This is a genomic window from Collinsella sp. LCP19S3_B6, assembly GCF_052121815.1.
Classification (GTDB): domain Bacteria; phylum Actinomycetota; class Coriobacteriia; order Coriobacteriales; family Coriobacteriaceae; genus Collinsella.
Window position 1 is genome coordinate 135,005 of the sequence record NZ_JBQKDN010000002.1, and the last position, 12,402, is coordinate 147,406.

11 protein-coding genes are annotated in these 12,402 nt (G+C 61.6%); 6 read left to right on the forward strand and 5 right to left on the reverse strand.

Translation table 11 applies throughout. The features are described from left to right. The first annotated feature begins 283 nt into the window (after window positions 1-283). The 4 genes from ACTQWD_RS01650 to ACTQWD_RS01665 all read left to right on the forward strand — a co-directional run bounded on the left by ACTQWD_RS01650 (window position 284) and on the right by ACTQWD_RS01665 (window position 3,352). Entirely contained in the window at window positions 284-586 is a 303-nt protein-coding gene (locus ACTQWD_RS01650; RefSeq protein WP_195838523.1) for a hypothetical protein, read from the forward strand. 80 nt (window positions 587-666) lie between these two features. Continuing rightward, window positions 667-1,362 carry a Bax inhibitor-1 family protein gene (locus tag ACTQWD_RS01655; RefSeq protein ID WP_154515280.1) on the forward strand — a complete coding sequence of 232 codons (696 nt, stop codon included), beginning with the start codon at window positions 667-669 and terminating at the stop codon, window positions 1,360-1,362. A gap of 136 nt (window positions 1,363-1,498) precedes the next feature. Next, window positions 1,499-2,614, forward strand: a complete 1,116-nt coding sequence (locus tag ACTQWD_RS01660) for a TIGR02452 family protein (protein ID WP_441068134.1) — start codon at window positions 1,499-1,501, stop codon at window positions 2,612-2,614. A gap of 78 nt (window positions 2,615-2,692) precedes the next feature. Continuing rightward, on the forward strand, window positions 2,693-3,352 hold the full coding sequence (locus ACTQWD_RS01665) for an SGNH/GDSL hydrolase family protein (protein WP_427747774.1): 660 nt from the start codon (window positions 2,693-2,695) through the stop codon (window positions 3,350-3,352). Between the two features lie 73 nt (window positions 3,353-3,425). Here the strand turns inward: ACTQWD_RS01665 and thiD are convergent, their stop codons facing one another. Together thiD and thiC are read right to left on the reverse strand one after the other, a co-directional pair. After that, complete coding sequence (thiD, locus tag ACTQWD_RS01670) at window positions 3,426-4,256, reverse strand: bifunctional hydroxymethylpyrimidine kinase/phosphomethylpyrimidine kinase (protein WP_441559098.1); 831 nt, start codon at window positions 4,254-4,256, stop codon at window positions 3,426-3,428. Between the two features lie 177 nt (window positions 4,257-4,433). After that, complete coding sequence (gene thiC / locus ACTQWD_RS01675) at window positions 4,434-5,768, reverse strand: phosphomethylpyrimidine synthase ThiC (RefSeq protein ID WP_099431544.1); 1,335 nt, start codon at window positions 5,766-5,768, stop codon at window positions 4,434-4,436. Window positions 5,769-5,939: 171 nt separating this feature from the next. Here thiC and ACTQWD_RS01680 point away from each other — a divergent pair, with 171 nt between their 5' ends. Continuing rightward, a complete protein-coding gene (locus ACTQWD_RS01680) occupies window positions 5,940-6,455 on the forward strand; it encodes a hypothetical protein (RefSeq protein WP_427747772.1) in 516 nt (171 codons plus the stop codon). Window positions 6,456-6,495: 40 nt separating this feature from the next. Here the strand turns inward: ACTQWD_RS01680 and ACTQWD_RS01685 are convergent, their stop codons facing one another. Together ACTQWD_RS01685 and ACTQWD_RS01690 are read right to left on the reverse strand one after the other, a co-directional pair. Continuing rightward, window positions 6,496-7,305: a YaaA family protein gene (locus tag ACTQWD_RS01685; protein ID WP_441559099.1), complete on the reverse strand. Its 810-nt coding sequence runs from the start codon at window positions 7,303-7,305 to the stop codon at window positions 6,496-6,498. A 103-nt stretch (window positions 7,306-7,408) separates the two neighbouring features. Next, entirely contained in the window at window positions 7,409-8,806 is a 1,398-nt protein-coding gene (locus tag ACTQWD_RS01690; protein ID WP_441559100.1) for an aminopeptidase, read from the reverse strand. A 166-nt stretch (window positions 8,807-8,972) separates the two neighbouring features. On the opposite strand from ACTQWD_RS01690, the gene polA reads away from it, so the two are divergent. Then, a complete protein-coding gene (gene polA / locus ACTQWD_RS01695; RefSeq protein ID WP_441559101.1) occupies window positions 8,973-11,723 on the forward strand; it encodes a DNA polymerase I in 2,751 nt (916 codons plus the stop codon). Window positions 11,724-11,896: 173 nt separating this feature from the next. Here the strand turns inward: polA and ACTQWD_RS01700 are convergent. Beyond that, on the reverse strand, window positions 11,897-12,402 hold a 506-nt coding region (locus ACTQWD_RS01700), incomplete at its 5' end, for a transposase (RefSeq protein ID WP_441559102.1).

The window sequence follows — 12,402 nt, forward strand, 5'->3', positions numbered from 1 at the left end:
ATGGGCTTTCTCGAAGTTTGCAGAAACGTTACAAAAACATGATAAATCGTATCACCTCCTGCGGGTTTCTTTACCGAGTTCTGACGGGAGAAGTGAATTTTTTGGCACTAAAATTGAATATTAGCCCTGTTGACCGCGGGTGTTCTTTTTGCTAACACGCCGTGAGGACACGTGCGCTCGCTCCGACACCCCAAAACCACAGTCTGTTCGCTTTACAATATACAAACATGCGTTCGATAATAGGGGCATGGAATATCGACAGACAGATGGCAAAACTCGGCGCGTGCACAAGCAGTATGTGGACGTCGTGGCCCGCATCCTCGCGGGCGGACAAGTTGTGCCGGTTACCGTCTGCTGGGTCGACGGTCGCTGCTTTACGATTGACGAGATTGTCTCGTCTACCGGTTTTGGCCTGACGGTTCACGGCATTCGTACGGCAACCTATAAGGTTCGTTTTGGCGGACATACGACCGAGCTGTATCTGGAAGACCAGGCGCGTGAGCGACCGGATGGCTCGCAGGCTCATCTGATGCGGTGGTGGGTGTGGGCGTTCGACCGCACACTCGAGAGTGAGCGCCGCGGGTAAGAGCGCGCGCCATTCGGGTACAATGGCAGGAATCTTGTCACCTACGGCGCTGTTGCGGCGCTTTTTGAAAGGACGAAATTATGAACGATATCCAGGGCTATCAGAACGGCCCCATCGAGACCGGCGCAAGCCGTGCCAAGGAGATGTCGCCGCGCGCGTACAACCTTGCCATGTCTGCCCTGATCTTTTTGGGTTTTTGCGCTATGGGCGCTGGCGCCTACTTTACGGGCACCATGTCGTTTGCGCGCATGATGATGAGTGGCGCCGCCCTGCCGCTGGTCTTTGGCTCGTTTATCCTGACCATTGTCGGCATCGTCATGATGTCGGCCGCCGCCAGCAAGCAGTCCGTGGGCCTGTCGCTCGCGGGTTACGCGATCTTTGCGAGCACCTTTGGTCTGACCGCGTCGTTTGGCCTTGCCAACTACGACCTGCCCACCATCAACACCGCCTTTATCGCCACTGCCGCCATCACCTTTGTCTTTGGCGCACTGGGCGTGACCTTCCCCAAATTCTTCCAGCGTGTGTATGGCATTGGTTTTGGCATTCTGCTTGCCACGATTCTGGTCGAGATCGTGCTGATGTTCATGGGCGTCTCGCAGACCATCACCGACCTGATCGTGATTGTGGTGTTCGCCGGCTTTATTGGCTACGACACCTATGTGGCCACGACGGTGCCGCCCACGCTGCCCAACGCCGTGCTCATGGCGTCCAACCTGTTCGTGGACATTATCAACGTGTTCCTGCGCATCCTGAACATCCTTGGTCGTCGCGACTAGTGCCAGATTGCAGCGGTGCTTGCCGCGCGCAAATCGATGCGAAAGGCGGTCCTTCGGGGCCGCCTTTTTTGTACGCGGCGGGGTATCATGGATGGGAAAAGCCGATAGCGGCAGCGACCGAGAAAGGTGACCACTTATGGCAGACGTCGACAATAGGAACCGTAACCGTAGACCCAACCGCGCGGGACAGCCCAATCCCAAGCGCGAGGCCCGTGCCAAGGCCGCCGAGCGTCACGTGGCGACTGTGTCCGAAGCGTGCGCAAAGGATATCGAGCGCTCGCTTGCCGGCGTGCGCGAGTTCGAGGGCATGCCTGCCGGATTTGTCGCGGCGATGAAGGCTAAGGCCCAGGTGGCTGCTGCCGAAGAGCAGGTTACCGATGAGTCTGAGGCCACCGAGGTTGCGCCTGCCGAGACCGAGGTGGTGGCCGAGCCTGTGCCCGCAGAGGAAGCCACGGAGACCGAGCCCGCGCCTGCTGCCGAGGAGCCCGCTCCGGTCCTGCCCGAGGTCACCGTGCTCGACGCCTCTGCCACGCAGGCCATTCTGGATAACGGCCGAGGCTACGCGCAGTTCTGCGACATGGCCGTGCTCGCCTTTGCCTCGTTCACCAACCCGGGCGGTGGCTACATCCAGGGCTATCTGGGTCAGGAGGCCACGCTCTGTGCCGATTCGTATCTGTACAATGTGCTCGATAAGCAGCGCAAATGGTACGGCGAGAACCGTCGCCGCAACATCAACTGTGAGCTGTACCGCAACCGTGCGCTGGTGGTGCCTGCGGTGCGCTTCGACCGCAACCACGTGCATGCGTACGCCGACGTGATCGTTGCCGCTGCGCCCAACGCCAAGCGCGCTCGCCAGGAGTATCGCGTGGGTGACGATGCCCTGCTGGACGCCCTGCGCGATCGTATCCGCTTTGTGCTGGCCATCTGCGACGAGCTTGGTCGCGAGAAGCTCGTGCTGGGCGCCTGGGGCTGTGACAACAACGGCTTTGACGCCGAGGCCGTGGCCGAGCTCTTCCGCAAGGAGCTCGCATCGGGCGACTTTAAGGTCAAGCAGGTCTTCTTTGCTGTGCCCTCTACGCGCTGGGACGAGGATTTTGCCAAGTTCGAGCACGTGCTGGCAAGCTTCCCCGAGCGCAACGAGGAGTCCTATGCCCAGGTTGCCGCCCGTGCCGCGGCCGCCCGTGCCGCCGAGCAGGCTCATGCCGCTGCCGAGGACGATGAGGACGAGGACGACTGGCGCAAGTATCTGTAATCGGTGCGCGCTGACAGATAGGTCGAGCCGGCGGGAGGGGCTGCTTCCGTCGGCTTTTTACTGAAGGAAGGGCTTGCGATGAAAAACGTCCTGTGCTTTGGTGACAGCAATACCTATGGCTACGATCCGGCGGGCATGCGCGATGGCACCGCGGTGCGCTATGCGCACGATGTGCGCTGGTGCGGCGTGGCCCAGCGCGACCTGGGCGAGGGCTGGCATGTGATTGAGGAAGGCCTAAACGGCCGCACAACGGTGCGCGACGATATGTGTCATCTGGACACCAATCTCAACGGCATCCGCGCGTTGCCGATGCTGCTCGAGGCCCATAAGCCGCTGGACGCCATTGTGATCATGCTGGGCACCAACGACTGCAAGACGGTCTTTAACGTGACGGCTTCCGATATCGCCCGTGGCGCCATGGCGCTGATTCGCGCCGTCCGCGCGTTCCCGTGGACCGACGCTGCGCCCTGCCCGCGCATTCTGCTGATGGCGCCTATCAAGATTAAACCGCAGATCGCCGATGTGTACATGACCGACTTTGACGAGCGTTCCGTCGAGGCCTCGGAGCATTTTGCCGAATACTATGCGTATGTCGCTGAGCAGTTTGGCTGCGACTTTTTGAATGCCGCCGATTTTGCCGAGCCGGGCGATATCGATTATCTGCACATGATGCCCGAAAGCCACGAGAGCCTGGGCCACGCCGTGGCAGCCAAGCTCCAAGAGATGCTCGGTGAGTAGCGCAGCCCCAAACCACCACAAAGGGACGGGCGCCTTTGTGGTGGTTTGTGCGGTGGTTTTGGTTGCTGGCTTTTTAGTACTGCCACATGTGGTTGACGGGGCCGGAGCCCTTGCCCATGTTCAGGCCGGCGGCGAGAGCTCCTGTTAGGTAGGCCTTGCCGGCGTTGACGGCATCGGCAAGATCCATGCCCTGGGCCAGCGCGCAGGCGATGGCGGACGAGAGCGTGCAGCCGGTACCATGCGTGTTGGCGGTCTCGATGCGCTTGTGGCGGAACCACGTGGTGAGCGGATCGCCCAGGTGGTTGCCCTCGTCATCGAGCGGCGCGGGCTCTGCTAGCACATCGTTGGCCTCGTTGACAAAATGCCCGCCCTTAACGAGGGACGCGCAGCCAAAACGGCGGGTGAGGAGCATGGCGGCATTTTGCTGTGTGCGCTCGGAATCGACCTCGTAGTCGAGCAGCGCCATGGCCTCGGGAATATTGGGCGTGATGACGGTCGCCAGCGGGAACAGGCGGCGTGTAAGCGCTTCGGCGGCGTCCTCGGCGATGAGACGAGCGCCCGAACTGGCGACCATGACGGGATCGACGACGATATTTTGTGCGTCCCAGGCGCTCAGGCGGTCGGCTATGACTTCGATAATCCCGGCAGAAGAAACCATGCCGATCTTGACGGCACTGGGGCGGATATCGTCAAAAACGGCATCGATTTGCGCCGCGACAATATCCGGGGAGATGTTCTGCACGGCGGTGACGCCTAGGGTGTTCTGTGCGGTGATGGCCGTGATGACCGTCTCGGCATACAGGCGGTGCGCCGTGATGGTCTTGATGTCGGCCTGAATGCCGGCACCGCCGCTGGAATCGGATCCTGCGATGGACAGGACGGCAGGTACCTTACTACGATCCATGTTCGCTCCCTTGTTCGGTCGGATTCAAATGGGTCTCCTGCCCGCATTATAAAGTTGCCCGGGCCGGCTCTATGCCGATCCCGGGCGGGTGGTGCAATCTTTACGTAAATATAAGAAAATGTTCACACGTCAACAATTGACGAACGCCTTGTGGCCGATTATGGCTCCGGTGACGAGTTAGTCCTCCATGCCGAGGTCGATCGTCGTGCCCTCGAACACCTTGTTGACGGTGCGGACGGCGCACATCTTGCCGCACATGGTGCAGGTGCCCTCGGTGGCAGCAGGGGATTCCTCGTAGCGCTTCTTGCCGGTGACCGGGTCGAGCGCGCATTTCCACATGGCGTCCCAGTCGAGCTTGCGGCGTGCCTGGCCCATCTTGTCGTCCATGTCGCGGGCGTGGGGCACCTTTTTGGCGATGTCGGCGGCGTGTGCGGCAATCTTGGTGGCCATGAGGCCGTCGAGCACATCCTGGGCGTTAGGCAGGCATAGGTGCTCTGCCGGTGTCACGTAGCACAAAAAGTCGGCACCCGAGCTCGCGGAGATGGCGCCACCGATGGCTGCGGTGATGTGGTCGTAGCCCACGCCGATATCGGTCACCAGCGGCCCGAGCACGTAGAACGGGGCGTTGTGGCACAGGCGCTTCTGCAGTTTCATGTTGGCGGCGATCTCGTCGAGCGCCATGTGCCCCGGGCCCTCGACCATGACCTGGACGCCGGCGGCCCAAGCGCGCTTGCACAGCTTGCCCAGCTCGATCATCTCGGCGGTCTCGGTGGCGTCGTTGGAGTCGTAGAGGCAGCCCGGGCGGCAGGAGTCGCCGAGCGAAATCGTCACGTCGTACTCGTGGCAGATCTCGAGCAGCTCGTCAAAGTACTCGTAGAAGGGGTTCTCGTTGCCGGTGACCTCCATCCAGCCAAACAGCAGTGAGCCGCCGCGGCTGACGATGTTCATGAGACGGCCGGTCTCCTTAAAGGTTTTGGTGACCGACTTGTTGATGCCGCAGTGGATGGTCATAAAGTCCACGCCGTCCTCGGCGTGCGCGCGCACGACCTCGAACAGGTCGTCCTTGGTAAGCTTGACAAGCGGCTTTTCCATGTAGCCGATGGCGTCGTACATGGGGACGGTGCCTACCATGAGCGGCGTCTCGTCGATGAGCTGCTGGCGGAATTGGCGCGTCTTGCCCGAGTTGGAGAGGTCCATGATGGCGTCGGCGCCAAAGTCCTCGGCGATCTTGACCTTCTTCCATTCCTCGGCGGCATCGGCCTTGTCGCCCGAGATGCCCAGGTTGACGTTGACCTTGGTAGACAGGCCCTCGCCGACACCAAAGGCGCGCATGCCCTTTTTGATATGCACGATGTTGGCGGGAATGGCGATGCGGCCGTCGGCCACGCGTTCGCGGATGTACTCGGGGTCGCGATGCTCGCGCTCGGCAACCTCCTTCATCTGCGGTGTGATTTGCCCGGCGCGGGCGAAGTCGATTTGCGTGACGAGCTTGGGCTCGGTCTGTGTGCTCATTGGCACGGCTCCCTTCGTTGGCATTACCCATATCAGGTTTGCGGGTCAGGGCGGGCGCGCCCAGTCTCAGCCTGCCGTCTTGTCCTGCAAGCTCCCCGTTTATGTGGTGGGCTCAAGTATAGCTCGAATGGGTACGATTGACGCGACGAGCATGCCCGCGGGGAGGCGAACATGGAAGACAAGCATCTGTATCGAGAGACGCAGTGGGATGTGTCGGCCGAGGAGAGCCGCGCCCATCATGGGCTGGTCGCAATTGGTTTCGCGATTCTTGTCGTGATGGTGATTGCCTGTTGTATCTGGACATTTGGCGGGCGTGGGGGAGTTTCCTGGACGTTTGAGGCGGACGATAGCCTGCCGATTATGACGGCGAAGGTCGCGGGTGGCAATACCGTTGCCGCGCCGGGCGACTATTGGTATCCGCGCGACAAGTTTGTGCAACTGCAGCTGAGCGGTGGTTCCATTCCTGGTGAAGAGATCGAGCGCGTGACCTTCGATGCGTCGCTTAGGACGCTGTCGGTCGAGCTCAAAGATCAGGGGGATGTACCCACGACCATGGATATAGCCCTGACGGAATGGCGCCTGGAGCCTCCGTCGGGTGTTGAGGCGTCCGAGGTGGAGCACGTTAAGGTTACCTACCAAGATGGCTCGACGACCGAGATTGCAAAAGCCGACGGCCTGGCGGAATAGACGCCGTGCCTAGGCAGCACATTCAAAAGTAGCGGTAGTCCTACAAGGCCTGTTCGTTCAGGAAGACCAAAGTGTTTTTATTTGAAAGCTCGGGAAAGTAACGATAACCAACGTCGAACGCGGTGAGCCCGCTTACATCCTCGAAGTTGTTTTCTGCCATCCAGCGCACCATGGAGCCGCGCGCTTTTTTGCTGGCGGTCGAGCGTTGGATGGGCTTGCCGTTGCGGATGCCTTCGCCAAAGAGACATGTGACGACCGTGGCGTCGGTGGTGAGGCGGGTCAGAACGGCTTTGGCGTATTCCGCGCTGGCGAGGTTGACGATCGTGGCGTTGGAGCCTGCCGGAGCGATGACCCGTGCGAGCTTGTCGCCCCAAAACGCGTAGAGGTCTCGGGCATCGTCGACGGCAAGCTTCGCGCCCATCTCCAGCCGATACGGTTCAACGGCATGAAAGGGGCGTACGCATCCGTAAAGGCCCGAGAGGATCCACAGATGGTCTTGCAGCCATGCGAGCTGTGCGGAATCCATCACCTCGGGCGCCATGCTTTGGTATTGAATGCCGTGATAGGACATGACGGCAGGGGAGAGGTGACGGGCGAGTGCGGGATTGTCGAGATCGCCGTTTTGCAAGATGGGCTCGAACTCATGCAGGGTGTTGAGGCAGGGCCCCAGCAGTTTGTCACTCACGTTCCACAGCGCCTGCAGGCTGCCGCTGCCTTCATTCCGCTCGATATCTAGCAGTGCGCGGTGGAGGCGAGCCGTCTCGCGCACAAAGGGTGGAATGCCCAGGACTTCAAAAGCATCTTGGGCCGCGCGCATCTGCTTGGCGGGCGAAATGATGACCTGCAGCATGGACTCTCCTCTGCCAAAAAGGAAGTTGCGGTGTAATACGGTCTGTTTTGGCCGTTTATGGGCCAGTTTAGTCCGTATCTCACCGCAACTGATAAAGGGTTGATTAGGCGCGCTCGATGAAGGCCTTGTAGCCGCGATAGGCCTCGTAGATATCGGCCTTGTTGGCGACCTCCCACAGGGCGTGCATGGACAGGACGGCAACGCCGGAGTCGATGACGTTCATGCCGTACTTGGCCATGATGTAGGCGATGGTGCCGCCGCCGCCCGCGTTGACGCGACCGAGCTCGCAGGTCTGGAAGTCCACGCCGGCCTCGTCCATAATGTCGCGGATGAGAGCCATATACTCGGCGTCGGCGTCGTTGGAACCGCCCTTGCCGCGGCTGCCCGTGTACTTGTTAAAGCACAGGCCGCGACCCATAAAGGCTGCATTCTTGGTCTCGAACTTGCCGGCGTAGCCCGGGTCGAAGCCGGCGGACACGTCAGAGGAGAGCATGCGGCTGTGGGCGAGTGCGCGGCGCAGGGCCAGCGGGCTGCCCTCGCCGGCGAGCGTCATGATCTCGGCGACGGTGTTCTCGAAGAAGCGGCTTGTCATGCCGGTGGCTCCCACGGAGCCAATCTCCTCCTTGTCGACGATGAGCGTGATGCTCGTGCGCTCCACGTTGGCCACATTGATCTGGGCGAGCATGGAGGGGTAGGCGCAGACGCGGTCGTCGTGGCCATAGCCCAAAATCATGGAGCGGTCGAGGCCCATGTCGCGGGCGGGGCCGGCGGGCACGACCTCGATTTCGGCGGAGAGGAAGTCCTCCTCCTCGACGTCGTACTGCTCCTTGAGGATATCCAGGAACATCTGCTTGACGGGCTCGGTGGGAGCGTCCTTGTCGTCCTCGTCAAATTTTACGGGACGGCCGCCCACGATCACGTCGAGGATCTCGGCGTCGACGGCGTCCTTGGCGGGCTTGGACATCTGCTCGCTCGAGAGGTGGATCAGCAGGTCGGAGATGGTAAAGACCGGATCGTCGGCCTTGTCGCCGATGTTGATGTCGACGGTGGTGCCGTCCTTTTTGCAGATGACGCCCACGAGTGCGAGCGGGGAGGCCACCCAGTGGTAGCTCTTGACGCCACCGTAGTAGTGCGTGTCGAGGTAGGCCATGTCGCCGGCCTCGAAGGCGGGATTCTGCTTGAGGTCCAGGCGCGGCGAGTCCACGTGGGCGCCCAGGATGTTAAAGCCCTGCTCGAGCGGGGCGGTGCCCAGGTTGACGAGCATAAGATCCTTGCCGTGGTTGGCGGCGTACGCCTTGTCGCCTGCCTTGAGCTCGCGGCCTTCGGCGATCACGGTCTCCAGGTCGACGTATCCCGCCTCCTCGGCCATCTTGATGCCGGTCTTGACGCACAGGCGCTCGGTCTTGTTCTCGCTCAAAAACTGCTTATAGCCGCGGCAAAGCTCCTCGAGCTCCTCGATTTGCTGTGGCGTGTACTTTTTCCATGCGCAGGGACGCTCCATGACGCAGGCTCCTTTCGGATTGATCGTGCTGGTTGTTGTACCGTGAGCCATCGTATCACTCGGGAACGCGCGGTGGCGGGGGAGCTTGATGTGCGGTGGCCGCGGGGCGGGGAGCGTGTAAACTGGAGTGAGCAAGCCGTGCCCAGTCCAAAGCGAGGTATTCAATATGTCTGACAAGCGCCGCACCTTTGCCGTTATCGACGGCAACTCGCTCATGCACCGCGCCTTCCACGCCGTGCCGCCGACCATGAACGCGCCGGACGGTCGCCCCACCAACGCGATCTTTGGCTTTCTGAACATGTTTCTTAAGATGATCGATGCCTTTAGCCCCGACGGTGTGGTCGTGGCGTTTGACAAGGGCAAGCCGCGCGTGCGCATGGAGATGCTGCCGCAGTATAAGGCGCAGCGCCCGCCCATGGACCCCGATCTGCATGCGCAGTTTCCCATGATTAAGGAGCTGCTCACGGCGCTCAACGTGCCAATTCTGCAGTCCGAGGGCTGGGAAGGCGACGATATCCTGGGAACCATGGCGCGCCTGGGTGAGGAGGCCGGCTGCGACATGCTGCTGGTGACCGGCGACCGTGACATGTATCAGCTTGTGACCGAGCACGTCAACGTGGTCTCGACTCGCAAGGGCCTGTCCGACGTGGCGATCATGACGCCCGAGAGCGTGGACGACCTGTATCACGGCATTACGCCGGCGCTCGTGCCCGATTTTTACGGTCTGAAGGGCGATACGTCGGACAACATTCCCGGCGTACCGGGCATCGGCCCCAAAAAGGCGAGCGCGCTCATCGCGCAGTACGGCAGCTTGGACGAGGTCATTGCGCATGCTGACGAGGTCAAGGGCAAGATGGGCGAGAACCTGCGTGCACACATCGACGATGCGCTGCTGAGCCGCAAGGTTGCGACCATCCGCACCGATGCACCTGTCGAGCTCGACTTTGACGCGATGTCCTTCCCATCGTTTTCTGCCGATGAGGTGTCCGCGGCGCTGGGCGCACTTGGCATTACGGCCATGCAGAACCGCTTCCTGGCGCTGATTGGCGGCGAGGGCGGGGTCGTGCCCGCTGCCAGCGCGTTCGAGATACCCGCGGTTTCGCGTGCGGCCGCCGGCGATGCTGAGGCACTTGCTGCTGTGGCGGCCGAGATCTCTCGCACGATTGATGCGGGCGAGTGGGTCGCCGCCGTGGTGGACGATGACAAGGAGGAGGGTGCGCTCTTTGGCCTGACGCGTACGCTGTGGCTGGCGACGTCCAAGGGGCTCTTTGCGCTCGAGGAAGCCGATGACGGCACGCCTGCCGCTGTCGAGGGCTTCAATTCTGCCCACGGCGTTATCGCTGGCGTGCTCGCGCGCCTGTTTATGGAGGGCCGCGTGGCGAGCCCGGACATGAAGGCGTTGCTGCATGAGCTTTCGCCCATCGATTCTTCTGAGCCTGAGCTCATGGACCCGCTGGCAGTCGATTCCGTGCGCATCTTTGATACCGTGGTTGCCGCGTACCTGTTGGATTCCGACCGTTCCGAGTTTGACGAGGCATATCTGGCCGATACCTATCTGCAGATGGCGCTGCCTGCGGCGCGCGGTGCGGATGGTGCTGGCGAGGACGCTCCTGCTCCTGCTGCCCGTACCGCGGCGCTGACGCTGGCACTCGTGGCGCCGCTTCGCGACCGCATGGCCCGCGAGAACGCCGCCAACGTGTTCGATGGCATTGAGATGCCGCTCGTGCCGGTGCTTGCCAAGATGGAGCGCGCGGGCATGCTCGTAGATCCCGACCGGCTGCGCAGCCTGTCCGAGGGCCTGGCGACCCAGATCACCGAGGTCGAGCGCAGCATTCGCGACCTGGCAGGTGATGAGACGTTTAACATCGGCAGTCCCATGCAGCTCTCGCACGTGCTCTTTGACGTTATGGGGCTTCCGACCAAGGGCCTCAAAAAGACCAAGCGCGGGTACTATTCGACCAACGCCAAGGTGCTGAGCGACCTTGCCCGTGACCACGAAATCGTGCGCCTGATTTTGGACTGGCGTGAGAAGTCCAAGATCAAGTCGACCTATCTGGACACGCTAGGTCCGCTGCGCCGTGGTGACGGTCGCGTGCACACCACGTACAACCAGACCATCACGGCAACTGGTCGCCTGTCCTCGAGCGACCCGAACCTGCAGAACATCCCGACGCGCTCTGAGCTGGGCCGTACCGTTAAGACGGCGTTTTCGGCAGGCGAGGGCAGCGTCTTTTTGGCGGTGGACTACTCGCAGATCGAGTTGCGTCTGCTGGCGCATCTCTCGGGTGACGAGCACCTGGTGCGCGCCTTTAACGAGGGCGAGGACTTCCATGCCGAGACGGCCGCGCGCGTGTTTGGCGTTTCGGTGTCCGAGGTAACGCCCGACCTGCGCAGTCGCGCCAAGGCCGTGAATTTTGGCATTGTGTATGGTCAGCAGGCGTACGGTCTGTCGCAGTCGCTGCACATCTCGATGGCCGAGGCGCGTGGCATGATCGATCGCTACTACGAGGCCTACCCGGGCGTGCGCACGTTCCTCGACAACGTGGTGGCGCGCGCCAAGCAGACGGGCTACGCCGAGACCATGTATGGCCGCCGGCGTCATATTCCGGAGCTCAAGGCCAAAAACCCGCAACTCCGTGGCTTTGGTGAGCGTACGGCCATGAATCACCCCATGCAGGGCACCGCCGCCGACATCATCAAGATCGCGATGGCCCGCGTAAGCCGCCGCCTGGAAGAAGAGGGCTTTGCCGCCCACATGATCTTGCAAGTGCACGACGAACTGGACTTTGAGTGCCCCGTCGACGAAGTCGAGCGCCTCACCGCCATGGTCCAAGACGTCATGGAGCACGTCGTAGACCTCCGCGTACCCCTCATCGCCGAAGCCAGCACCGGCATAACCTGGGCCGACGCGAAATAGGAAAGTAACCACAGTTCCAAAGTAACCAAAGGCAGAAGGGGGCTCCTTGCCAACAAGGAGCCCCCTTCATTCCAAAAAATCAGCCAAGTATCTAGACACCCAAGACGCCATCTAGGCGGTACCGTCAAGATTCTTTCGCAAATTGATTTAGCCGTCTCCGGCCCCGTCCTCTTCTAGCCCTCCGCCTTTCCCCTCAGCTCGTCCATCTCCTCCAGCTTCGACATGTCCAAGTACCTCCTCTTGCCCCACTCGTGCTCCACTATGTACTTCAGCCTCGCCGTCACCAACATCAGAGCCGAATTGCCGTCTGGGAAGGTCCCGACGACCCTCGTCCTCCTCCTGATCTCGCGGTTGATGCGCTCGATCCCGTTGTTCGTCCTGATCCGGCGCCAGTGCTCCGGTGGGAATTCCGTGTAGGCAAGCGTCTCGGCGAACCCGTCGCGCACCGTCCTCGCGGCCGCCCCGAGCCTCATCGATTCCAGCTCCTCCGCCACCTCCTCGGCTTTTCTGGCGCATGCCTCGCGCGATTCCTGCGCGTGGATCGCCTTCAGCATGCGCGCCGCGGCCTTCCGCCTGGTCACGGGAACCCTTCCCAGCACGTTGCGGTAGAAATGCACCGTGCAGCGCTGGTAGCGGGCCCCGGGGAACACCTCCTCGAGCGCACCGAGCATCCCCGCGC